The organism is Streptosporangium sp. NPDC000396 (assembly GCF_042898655.1).
Taxonomy (GTDB): domain Bacteria; phylum Actinomycetota; class Actinomycetes; order Streptosporangiales; family Streptosporangiaceae; genus Streptosporangium.
In genome coordinates, this window is sequence record NZ_JBIAZA010000038.1 from 20126 (window position 1) to 39359 (window position 19234).

Annotated in this window: 17 protein-coding genes; 10 read left to right on the forward strand and 7 right to left on the reverse strand. The window is 70.4% G+C overall.

The window, feature by feature from the left end; all coding sequences use genetic code 11:
- Positions 1–213: 213 nt before the first annotated feature.
- Positions 214–2220 carry an N-acetylmuramoyl-L-alanine amidase gene (locus ACFY2X_RS40715; protein WP_389948677.1) on the reverse strand — a complete coding sequence of 669 codons (2007 nt, stop codon included), beginning with the start codon at positions 2218–2220 and terminating at the stop codon, positions 214–216.
- A gap of 139 nt (positions 2221–2359) precedes the next feature.
- Between ACFY2X_RS40715 and ACFY2X_RS40720 the strand changes: the two genes are divergently transcribed.
- From ACFY2X_RS40720 to ACFY2X_RS40735, 4 genes are all read left to right on the forward strand, one after another.
- Complete coding sequence (locus ACFY2X_RS40720) at positions 2360–3835, forward strand: protoporphyrinogen/coproporphyrinogen oxidase (protein ID WP_389948679.1); 1476 nt, start codon at positions 2360–2362, stop codon at positions 3833–3835.
- A 142-nt stretch (positions 3836–3977) separates the two neighbouring features.
- Positions 3978–4196, forward strand: a complete 219-nt coding sequence (locus ACFY2X_RS40725) for a hypothetical protein (RefSeq protein ID WP_389948681.1) — start codon at positions 3978–3980, stop codon at positions 4194–4196.
- Entirely contained in the window at positions 4196–4627 is a 432-nt protein-coding gene (locus ACFY2X_RS40730; RefSeq protein WP_389948683.1) for a type II toxin-antitoxin system VapC family toxin, read from the forward strand. The genes ACFY2X_RS40725 and ACFY2X_RS40730 overlap by 1 nt, the downstream gene beginning before the upstream one ends.
- A gap of 153 nt (positions 4628–4780) precedes the next feature.
- Positions 4781–5764 (forward strand): HEAT repeat domain-containing protein, encoded by a 984-nt coding sequence (locus ACFY2X_RS40735; RefSeq protein WP_389948684.1) that lies wholly within the window; start codon positions 4781–4783, stop codon positions 5762–5764.
- Positions 5765–5816: 52 nt separating this feature from the next.
- Here the strand turns inward: ACFY2X_RS40735 and ACFY2X_RS40740 are convergent, their stop codons facing one another.
- Positions 5817–6548 carry a class I SAM-dependent methyltransferase gene (locus ACFY2X_RS40740; protein ID WP_389948686.1) on the reverse strand — a complete coding sequence of 244 codons (732 nt, stop codon included), beginning with the start codon at positions 6546–6548 and terminating at the stop codon, positions 5817–5819.
- A gap of 203 nt (positions 6549–6751) precedes the next feature.
- Between ACFY2X_RS40740 and ACFY2X_RS40745 the strand changes: the two genes are divergently transcribed.
- Positions 6752–7138 (forward strand): RidA family protein, encoded by a 387-nt coding sequence (locus ACFY2X_RS40745; protein WP_389948688.1) that lies wholly within the window; start codon positions 6752–6754, stop codon positions 7136–7138.
- A 30-nt stretch (positions 7139–7168) separates the two neighbouring features.
- On the opposite strand, the gene ACFY2X_RS40750 is transcribed toward ACFY2X_RS40745, so the two are convergent.
- The 5 genes from ACFY2X_RS40750 to ACFY2X_RS40770 all read right to left on the reverse strand — a co-directional run bounded on the left by ACFY2X_RS40750 (position 7169) and on the right by ACFY2X_RS40770 (position 12975).
- Positions 7169–7291, reverse strand: a complete 123-nt coding sequence (locus ACFY2X_RS40750; RefSeq protein WP_389948690.1) for a hypothetical protein — start codon at positions 7289–7291, stop codon at positions 7169–7171.
- A 29-nt stretch (positions 7292–7320) separates the two neighbouring features.
- Complete coding sequence (locus ACFY2X_RS40755; protein ID WP_389948692.1) at positions 7321–9408, reverse strand: iron ABC transporter permease; 2088 nt, start codon at positions 9406–9408, stop codon at positions 7321–7323.
- Complete coding sequence (locus ACFY2X_RS40760; protein ID WP_389948694.1) at positions 9405–10391, reverse strand: ABC transporter substrate-binding protein; 987 nt, start codon at positions 10389–10391, stop codon at positions 9405–9407. The genes ACFY2X_RS40755 and ACFY2X_RS40760 overlap by 4 nt, the downstream gene beginning before the upstream one ends.
- A 10-nt stretch (positions 10392–10401) precedes the next feature.
- On the reverse strand, positions 10402–11220 hold the full coding sequence (locus ACFY2X_RS40765; RefSeq protein ID WP_389948696.1) for an ABC transporter ATP-binding protein: 819 nt from the start codon (positions 11218–11220) through the stop codon (positions 10402–10404).
- A gap of 111 nt (positions 11221–11331) precedes the next feature.
- The gene (locus ACFY2X_RS40770) at positions 11332–12975 is read right to left on the reverse strand and encodes a lysylphosphatidylglycerol synthase domain-containing protein (protein ID WP_389948698.1); all 1644 of its coding nucleotides are present in this window, start codon (positions 12973–12975) and stop codon (positions 11332–11334) included.
- Positions 12976–13041: 66 nt separating this feature from the next.
- Here ACFY2X_RS40770 and ACFY2X_RS40775 point away from each other — a divergent pair, with 66 nt between their 5' ends.
- The 5 genes from ACFY2X_RS40775 (at position 13042) to ACFY2X_RS40795 (ending at position 19208) form a co-directional block, all read left to right on the forward strand.
- Positions 13042–13944 carry an NAD-dependent epimerase/dehydratase family protein gene (locus tag ACFY2X_RS40775; protein WP_389948700.1) on the forward strand — a complete coding sequence of 301 codons (903 nt, stop codon included), beginning with the start codon at positions 13042–13044 and terminating at the stop codon, positions 13942–13944.
- Positions 13945–14117: 173 nt separating this feature from the next.
- Complete coding sequence (locus ACFY2X_RS40780; RefSeq protein ID WP_389948702.1) at positions 14118–15575, forward strand: hypothetical protein; 1458 nt, start codon at positions 14118–14120, stop codon at positions 15573–15575.
- Positions 15576–15681: 106 nt separating this feature from the next.
- Complete coding sequence (locus ACFY2X_RS40785) at positions 15682–16701, forward strand: iron ABC transporter substrate-binding protein (RefSeq protein WP_389948704.1); 1020 nt, start codon at positions 15682–15684, stop codon at positions 16699–16701.
- The gene (locus ACFY2X_RS40790; protein ID WP_389948706.1) at positions 16702–18210 is read left to right on the forward strand and encodes an ABC transporter permease; all 1509 of its coding nucleotides are present in this window, start codon (positions 16702–16704) and stop codon (positions 18208–18210) included. It begins immediately after the preceding gene.
- A complete protein-coding gene (locus ACFY2X_RS40795) occupies positions 18207–19208 on the forward strand; it encodes an ABC transporter ATP-binding protein (RefSeq protein WP_389948708.1) in 1002 nt (333 codons plus the stop codon). Before ACFY2X_RS40790 ends, ACFY2X_RS40795 begins: the two co-directional genes overlap by 4 nt.
- Positions 19209–19234 lie beyond the last annotated feature (26 nt).

Below are 19234 nucleotides of genomic sequence, written 5' to 3' on the forward strand. Positions count from 1 at the left end.
GATCGGGGGCTGGAGGCCGGTCGGGGGAACGAGGGCGAGCCCTGTTCCTCAGACGTTCTCCCGACGTTCTCCCGACGTTCTCCCGACGTTCCCCGGCCGGTTCGGAGGCCTCCCCTTCGGAGGCCTCCGAAGGGGAGGCGGGACGTTCCCAGGAATCCTCAGAAGTCTCGGAGGTCCTTCAGGAGGGCCCTCGGGAAAGTCCTCGGGAAGCCCTCAGGAGAAGGACACCGTGACGTCGTCGGCCTTGACGAACATCACCCGGTGGCCGAACTGGATCTGGTAGTACTTCAGCTTCCCTCGGACCACCACGTGCTTGGACGCGTCGAAGGTCACCGCCCTGTAGTACTCGCCCTGGGCGGCGAGGCCCAGGGTGTAGCGCTGGCCCGCGGCGAAGGTGTACTGCAGCGGGGTGATCGGCTGGACCGGCACGTTCGCGGGGTAGGCCTCCGGCTCCGGATACGCCCTGCCGTACACCGGGACGCTGGCCAGACCCGGCTTGGGCGTCACCACCAGACCGTGTGAGGGGACCGCGGTGGGCTGGGCCGCAGGGTTGTGGAACCAGGCCTTCTGGCCCAGGTACCAGATCGCCGTCCAGTCGCCCTGGCGGTCGGCCACGGCGTACCGCTGGCCGGTGTTGGCGCGGGCGCTGTGGTCGTAGACGCTGTAGAGCGAGTCACCGGTCGGGTGCTTGCCGATGTCCTTGACCAGCGGGGCGTCCTCGCGCGGCTCGGTGCGCAGCCAGATCGACGACGAGCCGTGCGGCGGGCAGGCGGCCGAGGGGTTCTTCCGGTCACAGCCGTAGTAGTACGGCTGGTTCTTGGCGTAGTCGGGCAGGATCATCACCGACTGCGCCTTCGGGCCGCCGGAGGCGTGCAGCGGGCTGCCGAGCAGCTCGAAATAGTGCGCCCAGTTCCAGAAGGGGCCCGGATCCTCGTGCATGCCGCGCACGGTGCTCGGCAGGGTGCCCGGCACGTTGTCGTGGCCGATGATGTGCGCGCGGTCCAGCGGGACGCCGTGCCGCAGAGCCAGGTATCGCACCAGCTTGGCCGAGGTGCGATACATCGCCTCGGTGTACCAGGCGCCGCCCTCGCCGAGGAAGCCCTCGTGCTCCAGGCCGATCGACTTGGCGTTGACGTACCAGTTGCCGGCGTGCCAGCCGACGTCCTTGGTCTTGACGTGCTGGGCGATGTGGCCGTCATTGGAACGCAGCGAGTAGTGCCAGCTGACGTAGGTGGGGTCCTGCACGAGCCGTACGGAGGGGTCGAAATACCCCTCCATGTCGTGGATGACGATGTATTCGACCTTCTGGTTCCACGGCCGGTTCGACAGGTCGTGGTTGCCGTAGTCGTCGTCCGGCAGGGCCTGGTAGGGGGCTGGGACCCACTCGCAGGAGACCGTGGGCGGGCACTCGACGCCGTCGCGGCGGGGCCGGTGCAGCCCGAGCTTCTCCAGCCATTTCTCGATCTTCTTCAGGCCGGGCGCCGCCTCCAGCCCGACCTTCTGCCCGTCGTCGGTGATCCGCTCGGCACCGCTCTGGATCGTGGCGTACACCTCGTCGGCGAAGAACTTCGCCGCGTCGGCCTCGGTGGCACCGGAGTAGCGGGCCACCGCGCCGTACCACTCGGCGGGGTCGTCGCTGAGCGGTGCGCCGAGCTGCTTCTGGTAGTCGGCCAGCAGGGCCGCGCCGCCGCGGATGTTCACGGCCGGGTCGGCGCGCAACGCCTCACGGCTCGCGCCGGTGAGCTCGGCGGCCTTCTCCAGCGTCCGGAGCGACGCCGGGATCTCGGCCGGGGCCGCTGCCTCCCTGCGGGCCTCAGGTGCCGGTGTCCCCTTCCGGGCCCCAAGAGGGCGGCTGTCGTCGCCGCGAGAGTCTTCCTCGCCCTCGCCGTGATGGTTGGCGGGGTTGGCGGACGGCAGTTCGGCGGCCACGGCGGCGGCGTCGGTGAGGTGCATCGGGCCGAATCCGGCGGAGTTGCTCGGCCGGCCCGCGTTGGCGTCCCAGCGTGACTCCAGATAGGAGACGCCGAGCAGGACGCTTTCAGGTACGTCGTAGGCCTTGGCCGCCTCGGCGAAGGCGGCCTGCCGGTCGCCGGGGGCCGTCTGGGCGGACGCCGATCGGTGGAGGGTCGTCTGGGCGGCCGATGGCGGTTGTACGAGGGCGAGACCGCCGACGGCCATGACGGCGGCGGCCGACAGCCGGAGTGGCGTGGATCGTCGCATGGGGGTGCTCCTCGGCTGGGGGATCTCCGATGCGGTCAGCCTGCGAAGTTAAGATCGCGATGTCAATAAGTTTCTTCATTTTTGTTGCAGTCAGCGAAGAGTTTCTTCATCGTGTCGGGTCGATAAGGTTGAACCCGTTATGGGGAAGAGTGCGGATCTCGTCGTGATGGGTGCCGGGCCGTCCGGGCTGGCCGCCGCCTGGAGGGCGGCCCTGCGCGGGCTGTCGGTGACGGTGCTGGAGCGCGCCGACCACGTGGGCGGGCTCTCCGCGAGTTTCGAGGTGGCCGGGATCCGTGTGGACCACGGCAGTCACCGGTTGCATCCCGCCACCCCACCCCATCTCCTGGCCGACCTGCGCGGCCTCCTAGGTGACGATCTCCAGGAGCGGCCTCGCAACGGACGACTGAGGATCGCAGACCGGTTCGTGGGCTTCCCGCTGAAACCCGGAGAACTGGCCAAACGATTGCCTCCGGCACTGCTGGCAGGGGTGGCCCGTGACGCGCTGACGGCCCCCCTGCGGGGTGCGGGCCGAAAGGACACCTACGCCGGGACGCTCCGGGCGAGCCTGGGCCCCGCCCTCTACGACGCGCTCTACGCGCCGTTCGCGGTCAAGCTGTGGGGGTTGCCGGGGGAGGAGATCGACGGTGACCAGGCGCGCAAGCGGGTCACCGCCGACAGCCCGTGGAAGATCGCGCGCCGCGTCCTCCGGGGACAGTCCAACGGCCAGGGGAAGATCTTCTACTACCCCCGCCGGGGCTTCGGCCAGATCGTCGACGCGCTCGCCGACGCCGCCACGGCCGCCGGGGCGGACATCCGCCTCGGTACGGCCTGCACGCGGATCGAGCCCGGCGCCGGAGCCGTGGAACTGCACACGTCAGGAGGACCGGCCGCCGCCGGAGCCGCTGGGCCCGACGCGACGGGTTCCGTGCCGGGGGTTCGGCCGACCGGTGAGGCGCCCTCCGCGCCGGGGGACCGGTTGACCGCCGGGCGGGTGTTCTCCACGATCCCGATGCCCGCCCTGGCGCGACTGGTGGAGCCCGGCCCCGCGCCGGAGGTCGCCGAGGCGGCCGGAAGGTTGCGGTTCCGGGCGATGGTGCTGGTCTACGCGGTCCACGAGGGCGGCCGGTGGACGCCGTTCGACGCGCACTACCTTCCGGGGCCCGAAACCCCGGTGACGCGGATCTCCGAGCCCGCCAACTACCGGACCAGCGCCGACGACCCCGGTGACCGTACGGTGCTCTGCCTGGAGATCCCCTGCGCGGTGGGTGACGAGATCTGGACCACCGACGACTTCTCGGGAATCGTCCACGAGACCCTCTCCCGATGCGGCCTGCCCCCGGTCAACCTGGCCGACCTGTCCGTACGGCGGGTGCCGCACGTCTACCCGGTCTACGAGACCGGCTACGCCCGGCACCTGAGCGGCCTGGACGCCTGGGCCGCGACGATCCCGAACGTGACCACCTTCGGCCGCCTCGGCCTGTTCGCCCACGACAACACCCACCACGCCATGGTCATGGGCTACGACGCCGTCGACTCCCTCACCGGGGAAGGCTGGGACGCCTCCGCCTGGCGCGCCGCCCGCGAACGATTCGCCGGCCACGTCGTCGAAGACTAGATCCATCGACGACTCCGTCGCTTCTGGTATTCAAAATATAACGGAAAGTAATTTTCCGATGTGGGAGCGATGTAGAGTCGAGCGCATCTTGATGCTTGATGGCGTGCATCACTAATGTCACGCTGGAGAGATGAGGACAACTGTGCGTCTTGACGAGGATGTAATGGCCGCAATCGAGCGGCTGAGGCATGAAAGGCGCATCGGCCTCAGTGAAGCGCTCAACGAGCTCGCCCGGGCAGGCATGCGTGCCCGCCCGGAGCGTCATCTCTTTCGGCAACGGACCCGGGCGATGGGGCTTCGGGTGGATGTGTCGAATGTGGCGGAGGCTCTCGACCTACTCGATCACCTGGAGCATGACTGATGATCGTGGATGCGAACGTCCTGCTCTATGCGGTTGACACGGGAAGCCCGTTTCACGGTGCCTCGAAGACGTGGCTGGAGAAAGCTCTCAACGGTCCGGTGCGTGTTGGCTTGCCGTGGAATTCTTTGTGTGCGTTCGTCAGGATCTCAACTCATCCACGAGCATCGGCCGATCCACTGGCTGTAGATGAGGCCTGGAGCTTCGTCGAGGAGTGGTTGGCTGCGGAGTCCGCGTGGATACCTGCGCCGACAGCCCGGCACGCCGAGGTGCTGCGCGGCCTTCTCATCGAAGGTGACCTGCGCGGAAACATGGTCACGGATGCTCACCTCGCCGCGCTCGCGATCGAGCATGGGGTAGGGGTCTGTTCGGTCGACTCCGATTTCGCTCGCTTTCCAAAGCTCGAATGGGTCAACCCGCTCACGGCAACATAGCGGTAAGACGGCCGCAGCAGCCGCACGCCTCGTTCCTCCAGGGAGCGGTCCAACTCGGCGGTCGCGTCCCCCTTGTCCCCGAACTCCTTAGGACTTACTCATCTAAAGGAAAACAAATGGCTGAGAGGTGTGCGGTGCGCGACTATTCGTCTCATGGAACTGATCGCCGAAGCGGTCGAGCTGACTAGGAACGCCACTTGTCCAGGTGATCACGACCAGGCGTGGGAACTGGTGACAAAGGCTACGGAGGACCCGGAGACCGCTTCCGAGCTGGGCTTTTCAATGTTGAGCTCGCCCGATCGCGCCGAGCGCAAGATTGGCTGCGACCTACTGGGCAGCCTGGCGCAGATCGACGAGTCGCTGCGGGAGCCGGTGCTGTTCGCGGTCCTGGAATTGCTCACATCGGAGACCGATCACGCGGTCCACGCCTCGATCGCGCGGACGCTGGGTTGCACGGGAGATGAGCGGGCCATCCCCGAGCTGCTGCGCCTTGCCGACCATCCCGATGAGGATGTCCGCGATTACGTGGCGTCGTCGCTGCCGATGAGTCGCGACGCAAGCGACGCGGTGGTGGAGGTGCTCATCCGGTTGAGTGCCGATCCCGAAGACGACGTACGCAACTGGGCGACGTTCGCCTTGGGAACCCAGTGCCAGGCCGACAGCATGGCGATCCGGGAGGCCTTGTGGGCGCGAGTCGACGATGAGTTCAGCGAGGTGCGGGAGGAGGCGATCGCGGGCCTGGCGCGGCGCAGGGATCGCCGAATCGTGCCGCACGCCGCACGGCTCTTGGACATCGGCGGGTTCAGCGGCCACACGCTGACGGCGATCGCCTGCCTCGGGGATCCGGCGCTGGTGCCGTACCTGGAGGAGTACGAGGAGGACGAGGCCGTCGCCGAGGCGCTGCGTGAGTGCGATCCCGAGGCGCGCGCTGCTCGCGACGCCTTCGCCGCCGACCTGGCCGAGGCTCTGCACGCCCGCATGCCCGAGCTCGACTTCGGTGTGTGCGGTGAAATATGTGAACCCGGTCTCGTCCTGTCTCTGTGCGGGAACACCCGTCACTGGTCGGTCGAGCCGCTGCGTGACCGTGCGGGCGGGGACCCACGCAGAGCCGCGGAACTCGTCGCCGGCGAGCTTTGACGATGCGGACCCTGGCGCGAAGGCGGCGCGGCGGCTGGCGTTGGGTTTGGGGTCAGGGGCGGCGGGCGATGGTGATGATCTCGCGGCTGGTTTCGGTGACGGGGCCACGGTGCCAGTCGCCGTACTGGTCCTCGATGGCGAACCCGGCCTCGGTCAGGAACGTGGCCAGTGCCGGGACGCCGAGGAAACGCAGGCTCGTCCGGTCGACACGGAGGACCGTGCCGTCGCGCTCGGTGGTGGTCTCGGTGAACGTGACGACGTCGCCGACGACAGACTCGACCTCGTGCCACATGCGTAGCTTGCGCCCGGTGGTGTCTTCGATGTCGAAGGCGTTCGACGGGTTCCAGCTTTCCCAGGCGCGAGCCTGCGGGTGGCGGGTGCCGAAGACGAACCGGCCGCCGTCGCGGAGCGAGGCGCGGATCGCGGTCAGGGAGGCGCGCAGTTCGTCGTCGGTGACCAGGCACTGGAAGGCGTTGCTGGTCATTGTGGCCAGGTCGAACTCCCTGTCCCAGGCGGCGTCGGCGGCGACGCCGGAGACCCATTCGATGTCGGTGCGGCGCCTGGCCTGACCCAGCATGCCCTGGTCGGGGTCGATCCCGACGAGGCGGCCGGTGTGGCCGAGATCGCGGGCGTGGTGCAGCATGCTCCCGGTGCCGCAGCCGAGATCCAGTACGGCGCCGGCCGCCATCACGAGTTCGGTGCAGAAAACGACCTCGGGGTAGCGGGTGGGGTCCCACGGGTTTATCGCGTCATAAAGCGCGGCGGCTTCGGTGTCGGAGAGCATTCCGGCAGTATCCGCGACCGACCGGCGACAGCCAACCGAATTATGTCGGTCTGCCGATGAGCTGTGGACATGTCGCCCGGGCGGCATGCGTGCTCGCCCGGAGCGCCGTCTCGGCACAGCCGGTGGAAGCGCGGCTGGGAGATCGCCGTTTGTTGCACAGGATCAAGCGCTGGCAGGATCTCCCCATGACTACGAACCCGCAGATGGAGATCATCACGCACGACCCGGCGGACGGGGTATACGCCAGTACCAGTGACTACGTGCACGCGATGGAGGTTCGCGACGCGCAGCGGCTGCTGTTCGTCTCCGGAACGATGGGGCTGGACCCGACAGGTGCGGCCGGGGCCACGCTCGACGACCAGCTTGACCTCATTTGGGCCAACCTGCGTGTGATTCTGGCATCGGCCGGCATGACCGTGGACAACATCGTCCGGCTCACCAGCTACCTGCGCGATGCCTCCTATGCCGAAGCGAATGCGGCGGCCCGGGTGAAGGCATTGGGCGGTCGCGCCGTTCCCACCACCGGGATCGTCGTGCAGACGCTCGTCAGTGAATGGCTGGTGGAAATCGAGGTGATCGCCGCCGGTTAGCACCGCGTTCCTCGCCCGGCCGGTGAGCGGTCAGGGTGAGTTGAGTTCGCGGTGGACGGCGGGGATGACCTTGCGGAGATAGCGGCCGAGCTTGACGAAGGACTCGCGGGTGGTGGGCACCATGGCCAGTTCCATCGCCATGGTGTCCACCACGTTCGGCTGCTGATCTCCTGGACGGCTGCTCAGTGGTGCGCCTGTCCACGGGAGCGCCACAGCAGCCAGACGAAGTACGGCGTGCCGAGCAGGGCGGTGACGAGCCCGACAGGAACCTGGGCCGGGGCGATGACCGTGCGTCCGAGCGTGTCGGCCAGGCTGACCAGGAGGGCGCCGAGGAGCGCGGCCACTGGGAGGGCGCGGGCGTGCTGGGCGCCGACCAGGGCGCGGGCGGCGTGCGGGGCGATCAGGCCGACGAAGCCGACGACGCCCACGGCTGAGACCGCGGTGGCGGCCAGCAGGACCGATCCGCCCAGCGCGGCCAGCCGTACGGGCTCCAGGGAGATGCCGAGGATGCGGGGACTGTCCTCGTCCAGAGCGAGCAGATCCAGATCGCGGCGGAGCCAGGCGATCAGCGGGGTCACCAGGAGCAGCGCCAGCGCGACCGGGATGAGCTGGACGGGGAGGCGGCCGTAGGTGGAGCCGGACAGCCAGGTCAGGGCCATGGCGGTGTTCCACGGGTCGGCCTTCACAATGATCATAACGGTGATGGCGGTGCACGCGGCCTGGACTCCGACGCCGACCAGCACCAGCCGGTCCGAGCTCAGCCCACCGCGCCAGGCAAGCAGGTAGACCATGGCGAAGGCGGCCAGCGCCCCGGCCGTGGCCACGGCGGACATCGACCAGATCCCGGCGAGCGGCACGAAGGCGAGCAGCGAGATCGCGCCCACGCCCGCGCCCGAGGTGACGCCCAGCACGCCAGGCTCGGCGAGCGGGTTGCGGCACACGGCCTGGACGGCAATGCCCGCGACGGCCAGCGCGGCGCCGGCGAGCACGGCGGCGAGTACGCGGGGGTAGCGCTGGTCGAGCACATAGGTGAGGCCGCGCCCGGTCCGCCCGTTTAACCAGTTGGCCAGGTCGCCACCCAGGACCCACGTGTCGCCGCCGAGCATGCCGAGGAAGATCGCGCCAGCGAGCAGGAGCGCGCAGGCCGTCACGACGATCAGGAAGGCGGCGCGGGAGCGGGCGGCGCGGATGCGCACGATCGGCGGCTGGCGGGTTGGCCCGGCATCCCGGTAGCGGCGCGCCAGCCACACCATCACCGTGGCGCCGAGCAACGTGGTCACCACGCCGGGTGGCACGTCCACGCCTGCCTGCCCGCCCAGGAGAGCGCGCAGCGCGATGTCGGAGCCGAGCACGATGAGCACGCCGACGAGGCCCGCCAGCGGCAACATCGTGCGGTGGCGGTGCACCCCCAGGATCGAGGCCGGGAGCAGCCTGACGATCACCGGCGCGCACAGGCCGACGAACCCGACGGGGCCCGCGATGGTCACCGCGGCGGCGGCCAGCACGACCGAGAGTAGCGTGAGCCACAGCCGCAGCCGCCTGACGTTGAGACCGAGCACGGTGGCGGTGTCGTCGCCCAGACCGAGGATGTCAAGCCTGGGCCCGGCCAGCATCGCGACGGCCAGCGCCAGCAGGATCAGCGGGCCCACCTGCGCGACGGCGTTCAGGTCGCTCTGCACGAGCGAGCCGCTGCCCCAGGCGAACAGCCCGGTGGTCTCCTCCTCGAAGAGGATCATCAGCAGGTTGGTGAGGGAGTCGAGCGCCAGCGCGGTGACCGAGCCCGCCAGGATCAGCCTGGTGGTGCCGATCCGGCCGCCGGCGGCCATGGCCAGCACAAGAGCAGCGGCCGCGAGGCCGCCGAGCAGGGCCAGCAGACCCGACAGGAGGAGCGGCAGCGTCAGGCCGAACGCCGCCGCCGCGGCGACCGCGAGGTGGGCGCCGGAACTGACCGCCAGCGTGTCGGGCGACGCCATCGGATTGCGCGAGATCGACTGCAGCAGGGTTCCCGCCACGCCCAGGGCGAGGCCGACGGTGATCCCGGCCAGCAGCCGGGGCAGTCGAGAGGCCAGCAGGACCCGGGCGGTCTCGCCGTCCCCGCCGTCGAACGCCAGACGGAGCAGGTCGAGGGCGCCGATCGACGACGTACCCTGCGTCACGTGGACCGCGGCGACCACGACGACCACGACCAGCGTCAGAAGGACGACCCCGGCGGTTCCCAGCCGCCGCATCGGCGTGACGGGGACCGCCGGGGTTTGGACCTGGGCGCTCAAGCGGTGTAGGCCTTCACGATGGCCTCGGCGTACTGCTTGCAGGACAGCGGCCCGCCGAAGGTCCAGATGCCGTCGGGCAGCTTGGTGACCTGGCCTTTCTCGACGAAGGGCAGCTTCTTCCAGATGGCGTTGGAGGCCAGGCCGTCGGCGAAGACGTCCTCACCGTCGGAGGCGTTGTAGAAGAAGCGGGTGTCGGGGTTCTTCAGCGGCGTCAGGCCCTCGACGTCGGTGCTGCCCAGGCCCCACTGCGGATCGACCTTGCCGGTCCAGGCGTTGGTCAGGCCGAGCTGGGTGGCGATGTCGGAGACCAGCGCGCCCTTGCCGAACATGCGGATGGAGATCTTGCTGCCGTCCTTCCAGCCGTCGGCCATGGCGAACGGCCTGCCGGCGATGCCCGCGTCGGCGAGCTTGGCCTTGCCATCAGCCAGCGTGGAGTCCAGGTCGGCCAGCAGCTTGTCGGCTTCGGCGGTCTTGCCCAGCGCGGTGGCGATCATCTTGAGGTCGGCGCGCATGCGGCCCAGGTTGTCGCTCGCGTCGCTGGCCTTGGTGACGACGACGGGGACGAACTTCTCCAGCTGCGGCACCAGCGTGGAGTCGCGCTCGGCCTCCATGATGACCAGGTCGGGCTGGAGGGCGGCAATGGAGTCGACGCTCGGCTCCTGGCGGGTGCCGACGTCCTTGACCGAGGGGGCAAGCTTGGCCGCAGTCACCCAGGTGCCGTACCCCTTGACGTCGGCCAGGCCGACCGGCATGACGCCCAGGCCGACCATCATCTCGGCCTCACCCCACTCCAAGGCGACCACCTTGGTGGCCGGACGGTCGAGGGTGACCTGCTTGCCACGGCTGTCGGTCACGGTGATGGGGGTGGCGGAAGCCGCACCGGCGGAAGCGGCCGGTTCCGGGGCGGCGGCCTCGGTGGTGCCGCAGGCGGCGAGCATGGCGACGGCGGCGACGGCCACGAGGGCGTTGCGCAGGGTGATCATGGTGTTCCTGTCAGGTTGTGGCGGGGACGCTTCTGATGTGCCGGCCGACCGGCCGGGTGGTTACCGTCCCCGTCCTTGGGTCTTGCGTGACCTCGATGCGGATGCCGTACACCTCGGTGAGCAGCCGCTCAGTGAGGACCTCGGCGGGCGGTCCGTCCGCGCGGACGCGGCCCCGATGCAGCAGGACGATGTGGTCGGCCAGCTCGGCGGCCTGGTTCAGGTCGTGCAGGACGACCCCGATGGCCACACCGTGCTCCTCGGCCAGGTCGCGCACCAGCTCCAGCAGCTCGATCTGGTATCGCAGATCGAGGAAGGTGGTGGGCTCATCCAGCAGCAGGACGCCGGTGTCCTGTGCCAGGCAGGTGGCCAGCCACACGCGCTGCAGTTCGCCGCCCGACAGCTCGTCCGCCGGGCGGTCGGCCATCGCGGTGACACCGGTGAGCTCCATCGCCCTGGTGACGGCGGCCTCCCCGTCGGGGTCGCCCGCGCGCCACCGGCCCCGGTGCGGGTGCCTGCCGTAGCCGACCACGTCACAGACCCGAACGCCGGACGGTGTGGGACGGCTCTGCGACAGCAGCGTGACCCGCCGCGCGAAGTCGCGGGCCGACAGGTTCGTCGCGGACATGCCGTCGGCCAGTGTGATCGTGCCCGCGTCCGGCTTGTGGAGCCGGGCCAACGCCCGCAACAGGGTGGACTTGCCGCTGCCGTTCGGGCCCACCAGAGCCGTCACGGTTCCCGGGCGGACGGCGATGTGGCCGTTCTCGACGGCCGTGGTGCCGTGGTAGCTGATACGCAGGTCGGCTCCACGGAGCGAGATCTTCTCGGTCACGGGAATTAGGTTAGGCTTACCTAGCTATATGTCAACCTTTGCCTGATTTGGATCATGCTTTGCGGCGGGCGACCAGGCCCGGCGGGGCTCACCATCACCACCGGTGAGGGGTCAGGGTGAGTTGAGTTCGCGGTGGACGGCGGGGATGACCTTGCGGAGATAGCGGCCGAGCTTGACGAAGGACTCGCCGGTGGAGCGGAAGGCATAGCGGATCGGGACCTCCCGGTAGAGGTAGCCCTTGGCGAGCAGGTCCAGGGTGAGAACCTGGGCGTAGTTGTAGTCGTGGATCACCTCGGCCGCGCGGGCCGCCGAGAGGGAGAAGGCGCGGTAGCCGCTCTGCCCGTCGGTGACGTCGTGCCTGGTCATCCAGCGGACCCAGGCGGTGAGCACCTGATTGCCGAAGCGCCGGTGGGGCAGCATCCGCTCGATGTTCCCGGCGAACCTGGAGCCCACCACGTAGTCGGCCGCGCCGGACAGGATCGGCCCCGCGACCTGCTCGATGTCCTCGGGGAAGTACTCCAGGTCGGCGTCCAGGTAGACGACCGCCGCCGGGCCTAGCCGTACCGCCTCCGCGAGTCCCCGCCGCACGGCCGCCCCCAGCCCGAGGTTGCCCGGCTGGGACACGACCGTCGCTCCGGCCTGCCGAGCGCGTGAGGCGGAGGCGTCCGTGGAGCCGTCGTCCACCACGATCGTGACCAGCGGGCGCCCGGCGACCGTGGCCGGAAGGCGTTCGACGACCTCCGCGACCGTCTCCTCCTCGTTGAAGACCGGGACGAACGCGACGACCGGCGCGTCCGGGGAAACCTGGAGGAGTTCCGGCCGGGCGGGGAGTGTCCGGGGCAGTCTGAGCCTGGTGGGGGTCATGAGCGCGGCGCCTCCGACGACGAGGGAATAGGCGGTTTTCAGCGCGTGGGCGAGCAGGGCGACCGCGAACGCGGGCCCTGGGGGAACACCGAGGGCGGCCAGCGCGGCCGTGGCCGCCGCCTCGTAGGAACCGAACCCGCCGGGGGTCACGGCCACGGTCTGGGCGGCGATCGTCACGGCCGTCACGGCCACCGCCTCGGCGGGAGACAACGCCACCCCGGCCAGCCGTGCCACCTCGTAGACCACCGCCGATTCCAGCATCCACGCCACGACCGCGATCGGGAAAACCACGGCGAGGGCGGTCAGGGCACGGCCACGCGAGCGGTTCCCAGCCGTGCCGGGCGGGGGAGTGCGGGAGGCGGACCGGGACAGCCAGACCATCCCCGCGAGCATGGCCGTGGCGAGAAGGCCGACCACCGGCCAGATCCAGGCACCGACGAGCGTCCCGACCAGGCCGGGGGCGGCGGCCAGGGCGAGCAGGGCCACGGCGACCAGGTCGGCCGAGCGGAGGGCCACGGTGGAGGCCACCACGGGGGACGCGGGCAGGCCGGTCCTGCGCAGGACCGTGGTCACCCGAAGCGCCTCGCCCAGGCGGAACGGCAGGACGTGGTTGCCGAGCAGGGACACGTGCAGCGCCGCCCAGGAGTGGCGGAAGGACAGCTCCGGCAGCACCCGGCGCCAGGACCAGGCGCGCAGGCCGAACGCGCAGCCGTACAGCAGGAGGGCGAACAGCACCCCCGCCGGATCGCGCAGCAGGGCGCCGAGCGCGGCCGCCAGGTCGGGGCCCGAGACGACACGTGTGAGATAGACGACGGCGACGACCAGGACCAGCAACCCCAGGCCTCGGCGGGCCGTCTTCGCGATGGAGGAAGCGGGCATCTGGGTCCTCACGGGGAGCTTTGTGCTTTAGCTAAGTGAGGTTAGGCTACCTTTACTGAGAGCGAAGAAAGGGTAGGCGTGTCGTCCATCGTGACCGGAGCTGCCGGATTCATCGGTCGGATGCTGACCCGGATGCTCGTCGATTCGGGCGAAAAAGTCATCGGCATCGACCGCGTGCCCCAACCTCCGAGGCCGGGTCTCACCGTTCTGACCGCCGACCTCCTCGACGACGACGAGCTCGTGCGGGCCGCCCTCGAGGACGCCGACGCCGTCTACCACCTCGCCGGATGTCCCGGCGTGCGCGATCACAGCCCCGGCATCGTCTGGCGCCGCAGGCGCGACAACGTCCTGGCCGGGGCACGGGTGCTGGCCACCGTCCCGCGGCACGTGCCGCTGCTCGTCGCCTCCTCCAGCTCGGTGTACGGCGGGGCGCGCGATGGGCGGCCGAGCCACGAGGCCGACGCGCCGCGGCCCGTCGGCGGCTACGCCGAGAGCAAGGTGCTGCTGGAGCAGCTGTGCGCCGAGCGGCTCCAGGACGGCGGCATGACCACCGTGATCCGGCCGTTCACCGTGGCGGGCGAGGGCCAGCGGCCCGACATGGCCCTGTCGCTCTGGCTGGCAGCCGCCCGCGAGGGACGCCCGCTGCGGGTGCTCGGCTCGCTGGATCGCACCCGTGACATCACCGACGTCCGCCAGGCCGCCCAGGCGATGATCGACCTCGCGGTCCGCGGCGCCCAGGGGGTCGTCAACGTCGGCACCGGCCGCGGCCAGACCCTGCGCGACCTCGCCGCCGCCGTCGCCGAGGTCCTCGACACCGAGGTCGCCTTCACCCTCGAACCGGCTCCCGACATCGAACCCGGCGCCTCCCTCGCCGACACCCGCCGTCTCCGCTCACTGATCGGCTGGTCCCCCCGGACCGACCTCCGCGATGTCGTCCGCCGCCAGGCCGCCGCCGCTCATCCCCTGGTGGGGGTGCCATGACGGACAAATCGCCCGCCGGAGCCGCTGCCCCGGTCAGCTCACATACCGGCCCGGCGAGCACGCGGCCGGCGGACACGCGGCCGACGAGCGCGCGGTCCGTACGGTCTGCGTGGTCCGTGCGATCTGCGTGGTCTGCGTGGTCCGTACGGCCCGCGCGGTCCGGCGTGACACCGGTGACGATGACCCTGGTGGCCGTCATCGGGACGGTGGCCGCCCTCCTCGGCATCGGGGTCCGGGCGCGGTTCGGTGCGCAGGTCGCGGTGGACGAGCCGCAGTACCTGCTGACCGCGCTGTCCATCTTCGATGACTTCGACCTCGACATCACCGACGAGCTGGACGCCGGCCGCTGGATGCCGTGGGCGGGGACGGAAGCACTACCGGTGCAGACCGAGGTGCTCGCCGACGGCACGCAGATCAGCCCGCACGACCCGCTGCTGCCGATCCTGCTGGCCGTCCCGATGGGCCTCGGAGGCTGGGTCGCGGCCAAGGTCGTCATGGCGCTCATGGCCGGGGCGCTGGCCGCGCTGACCCTGTGGACGGCGGTGCGCCGGTTCGCGGTCCCCGCGCGGCTCGCCACGGCAGGGGTGATCCTCGCCTCGGCCACGGCTCCCTTCGCGGTCTACGGGCAGCAGGTCTACCCGGAGCTTCCCGCCGCGCTGACCGCGCTCGCGGCCGTGGCCGTCCTGACCGGTCCCGCCTTCACCGCCGGAACGGTCTCGCGGACCGGGCGTGACGTCGTGGTGTTCGGCCTGCTGATCATGGTGCTGCCGTGGTTGTCGGTCAAATACGCGCCGGTGGCCGCCGCGCTCGCGCTCCTCGGTCTGTGGCGGCTACGGGCCGCCCGCCGCCCGCTCCTGGGCCTCGCCGCCGGGCTCTCCGTCATGGGCGTCGTCTACCTGGGCGTTCACCGCCTCGTCTGGGGCGGCTGGACCGTCTACGCCAGCGGCGACCACTTCCAGGGGTCCGGCGAGTTCGGCGTGATGGGCTTCAACCCCAACTACGCGGGCCGGGCGGTGCGCCTGGTCGGGCTGATGGTCGACCGGGGGTACGGCCTGGCGGCCTGGCAGCCGGCGTGGTTGCTGCTCCTGCCCGCCGTGGGCTTCGCACTCTGGCGCCTGCGCTCGCACGGGGCGGTGCTGCTGCTCCCGCTGGCCGCCGGCTGGCTCACCGCGACCTTCGTCGCGCTGACCATGCACGGCTACTGGTGGCCGGGCCGTCAGACCGTCGTGGTGCTGCCGCTTGCCCTGCTGCTCATCCTGGTCCTGCTGGCCAGGAGCCCCGGCCTGCTCCGCTGGGCCGGGCTCGGACTCGGCGTGGCCGGGGTGGTCAACTACGCGTGGCTGCTGGCCGACGGCTATGCCCGGAAAGTCACCTGGGTGAGCGGTTTCGAGCAGGTCGGCTCGCCGGTCTACCGGGTGCTGGGAGCCGTTCTCCCCGACTACCGGCTCGGCTGGAGCGGCTTCTGGCCGCTCCACCTGACCTGGGTGTTCGTGTCGATCTTGTTGATCTTCTGCGGCACGCCGTACCTCATGAAAGGAAACACACATGAAGCGGACCCCGATCCGAGCGGCGGCGACGACGCTCGCCCTGACCGGAGCGCTGACGTTCGGTCTGACCGCCTGCGGCGGTGAGAACGAGGACGACGGTTCCGGCTCCTCCAGCTCGTCGAGCTCCTCCAGCTCCTCCGAATGACCGCACCGAACACGTAAAGCCGTAACGCTAGTAAGGAAGAACGCCATGTCGCTGCGCAGGCTGGTCGCCGCCGCTCTCGTTCCGCTGGCGCTGCTCGCGTCCGCCTGTGGCGGCGGAGGGAGCGGCGAGAGCTTCGACGACGACTCCCTGGTGATCTACTCGGGACGAAACAAGAACCTCGTCGGTCCGCTGATCGACAAGCTGAAGACCGCCACCGGGCTGGACGTCCAGGTCCGCTATGGCGACAGCGCGGAGCTGGCCGCCCAGATCCTCGAAGAGGGCGCGGACACCCGGGCGGACGTGTTCTTCTCCCAGGACGCCGGGGCGCTCGGGGCGCTGAGCAAGCACAAGATGCTCGCCCCCGTGTCCCAGGACCTCCTGAACCGGGTCCCGGCCAAATACCGCAGCTCGGAAGGGACGTGGGTGGGTGTCTCCGGCCGGTCCCGGGTGATCGTCTACGACCCCCGCACGGTCGCCGTCCCGCCCAAGAGCGTCTTCGAGCTGACCGACCCCAAGTGGAAGGACAAAATGGGTTGGGCCCCGACCAACGCCTCCTTCCAGGCGTTCATCACCACCCTGCGCGTGGTCGCCGGTGAGGACAAGGCCAAGCAGTGGATCGAGGGGATGAAGGCCAACGACACCAAGGCCTATCCGAACAACGTCGAGATCCTCAACGCCGTCGACGACGGCAAGCTCCAGCTCGGCCTGATCAACCACTACTACTGGTACGAGAAGGTGGCCGAGAGGGGCGCCGGAGGAGTGCCGTCCAGGCTCGCCTACCTGCCCGGCGGTGACCCTGGGGCGCTGGTGAACGTGGCGGGCGTGGGCACGCTGAAGGGGACCAAGCACGCCGAGGCCGCCAAGAAGGCGATGGACTACCTCCTCGGCACCGACGCGCAGAAGTACTTCGCCGACACGACCAAGGAATATCCGCTCATCTCCGGCGTGCCGACCGCTCCGGGGCTGCCCCCGTTCGACTCGCTCAAGGGCCCCGAGGTGGACCTGTCCAAGCTCGACTCGCTGGAGCAGACCATCGCCCTGCTGCAAAACGAGGGTCTGCTCTAGATGTCACTTCGCCGGACCCCCGCAGGGCTGCTGGTACCCGCCGGTGTGACGGCGGCGCTGGCGCTGCTGCCGGTGGGTTACCTGGTGGTGCGCTCGGCCGAGGGCGGTCTCGGCGGCGTGGCCGGGACGCTGCTGCGGTCCAGGACGCTGGAACTGGCCGTACGCAGCCTGGGCCTGGCGGCCGTGGTGACCGCCCTGTGCGTGGCCATCGGGATCTCGCTGGCCTGGCTCGTGGTCCGGAGTGACCTGCCGGGCCGCCGCGTCTTCGGCATCCTGGCCGCGCTGCCGCTCGCCGTGCCGTCCTACGTCGCCGCCTACACGTGGGTGGCCGCGCTCGACCTGGAAGGGTTCACCGGGTCGGTGCTGGTGCTCACGCTGTGCAGCTACCCCTACGTCTACCTTCCGGTGGCCGCCGCGCTCAGCAAGATGGACCCGGCCACCGAGGAGGTCGCGCTCTCGCTGGGGCGGGGCCGTGCGGGCGTCGTGCTCCGTCAGCTGAGGCCCGCGGCCGCGGCCGGGGCGCTCCTGGTCACGATGTACGTGCTCGGCGAGTTCGGCGCGGTGGCGATCATGCGTTTCGACGTGTTCACCACGCAGATCTACACGTCCTACCGGGCGGGCTTCAACCGCACTCCGGCGGCGGTGCTCGGCCTGCTGCTGGTGCTGATCACACTCGTGATCGTGGTGGCCGAGTTCCGGACCAGGGGCCGGGCCGCCTACGCCATGCGGGGCAGCCTGGCACGCAGGCCCTCGGTCATCCGGCTGCGCGCCGGAACCAAGGCGCTCGCGCTGGCCTGGTCCACCGCGCTCGCGGGGCTGGCGGTCGGCTTCCCCCTGGCCAGCATCTGCTACTGGCTGCTCGAAGGCTCCTCGGCCCGGCTGGATCTGGGGGAGCTGTCCGGGGCCGTGGGCGCCACGCTGACCGTCGCGGCGGCGGGCGCGCTGCTCACCACGGCGCTGGCCGTCCCGGTGGGGATCATCGCGGCGCGCTATCGCGGTCGTACGGCGACCTTCCTGGAGCAGTCCACCTATGTGGGGCACTCGTTGCCCGGCATCGTCATGGCGCTGTCGTTCGTGTTCTTCGCCGTGCGCTATGTTCCGGCGATCTACCAGCGTTCTCCGCTGCTGGTGCTCGCCTACGCGGTGCTGTTCATGCCCGCCGCGGTCGGAGCCGTGCGGGCCTCGGTGCTCCAGTCGCCGCCGGTGCTGGAGGAGGTCGCCCGCTCGCTGGGCCGTACCTCGTTGCAGACCATCCGCTCCGTCACCCTTCCCCTGGCGCTGCCCGGCGTGTTCGCGGGGGCCGCGCTGGTGTTCCTGACCGCGATGAAGGAACTTCCGGCGACCCTGCTGCTCCGGCCCACCGGCATGGAGACCCTCGCCACCCAGCTGTGGACGGAGACCGGCTCGGGCGCCTACGCGGCCGCCGCGCCGTACGCCGCCCTGCTCATGCTTCTGGCGGCCGTCCCCGGATTCCTCCTGGGCCGCCGATCCCTCAAGGAGACGTCATGAGACTGACCGTCACGGACGTGACCAAGGCCTTCGGCGGCACGCAGGTGCTGCGCGGCGCGTCGCTGACCGTGGAGGAGGGAGAGCTCGCCGCGGTGCTCGGCCCGTCCGGCTGCGGCAAGACCACGCTGCTGCGGATCGTCGCGGGCTTCGAGAGCCTCGACTCGGGGACGGTGACGATCGGCGAGCGCGAGGTGTCCAAGCTGCCGCCGGAACGGCGCAAGGTCGGGATCGTGCCGCAGGAGGCGGCGCTCTTCCCGCATCTGTCGGTGGCCCGCAACGTCGGCTTCGGACTGCCCCGCGGATCCGCCGCACGCATCGAGGAGTGCCTGGAACTGGTCGGGCTGGCCGGGTTCGGTGACCGAATGCCGCACCAGATCTCCGGCGGGCAGCAGCAGCGGGTGGCCCTCGCGCGCGCGCTCGCCCCGCACCCGGGCGTGGTCCTGCTGGATGAGCCGTTCAACGCCCTGGACCGGTCGCTGCGCGTGAGCGTCCGCGACGAGGTGCGGGCGGCCCTGAAACGGGCCGGGGCGACCGCGGTGATGGTCACGCACGACCAGGAGGAGGCGCTCTCCATGGCCGACACCGTGGCGGTGATGCGCGAGGGCCGGATCGTCCAGGAAGGCACGCCCGCGTCGGTCTACGCGGCCCCGTGCGACCTGGGCGTGGCCACGTTCGTGGGCGAGGCGGTGGTGCTCGCGGCCACGTCGGATCACGGTGTCGCCTCCTGCGTGTTCGGTGACCTGCCCCAGCGGGCGAACGGCGTCGCGGGGAAGGGCAAGGTCGCGCTCCGGCCCGAGCAGTTCGTGCTCCGGGAGCCGGGGGAGGGGATCGGCGGGCTGGTCGAGCGGGTGGAGTTCTTCGGCCATGACGCGGCGATCACGGTGGTGCTGGAGTCGGGGATCGTCATCCGGGCCCGCACCCGCGGCGACGTGCATCATCGCCCGGGTGACCGGGTGGGCGTCACGGTGGAGGGATCGGTGCTGTTCTTCGCCGAGTGAGCCGAGCGAGCTGAGCTGAGCGAGCC

What these genes read in the sequence shown, in the direction of transcription:
- ACFY2X_RS40730 (WP_389948683.1), top strand. Translation starts at nt 4,196, where the DNA reads ATGATCGTGGATGCGAACGTCCTGCTCTATGCGGTTGACACGGGAAGC.
- ACFY2X_RS40760 (WP_389948694.1), bottom strand. Translation starts at nt 10,391, where the DNA reads ATGATCACCCTGCGCAACGCCCTCGTGGCCGTCGCCGCCGTCGCCATG.
- ACFY2X_RS40795 (WP_389948708.1), top strand. Translation starts at nt 18,207, where the DNA reads ATGAGACTGACCGTCACGGACGTGACCAAGGCCTTCGGCGGCACGCAG.
- ACFY2X_RS40720 (WP_389948679.1), top strand. Translation starts at nt 2,360, where the DNA reads ATGGGGAAGAGTGCGGATCTCGTCGTGATGGGTGCCGGGCCGTCCGGG.
- ACFY2X_RS40790 (WP_389948706.1), top strand. Translation starts at nt 16,702, where the DNA reads ATGTCACTTCGCCGGACCCCCGCAGGGCTGCTGGTACCCGCCGGTGTG.
- ACFY2X_RS40785 (WP_389948704.1), top strand. Translation starts at nt 15,682, where the DNA reads ATGTCGCTGCGCAGGCTGGTCGCCGCCGCTCTCGTTCCGCTGGCGCTG.
- ACFY2X_RS40745 (WP_389948688.1), top strand. Translation starts at nt 6,752, where the DNA reads ATGGAGATCATCACGCACGACCCGGCGGACGGGGTATACGCCAGTACC.
- ACFY2X_RS40740 (WP_389948686.1), bottom strand. Translation starts at nt 6,548, where the DNA reads ATGCTCTCCGACACCGAAGCCGCCGCGCTTTATGACGCGATAAACCCG.
- ACFY2X_RS40735 (WP_389948684.1), top strand. Translation starts at nt 4,781, where the DNA reads ATGGAACTGATCGCCGAAGCGGTCGAGCTGACTAGGAACGCCACTTGT.
- ACFY2X_RS40715 (WP_389948677.1), bottom strand. Translation starts at nt 2,220, where the DNA reads ATGCGACGATCCACGCCACTCCGGCTGTCGGCCGCCGCCGTCATGGCC.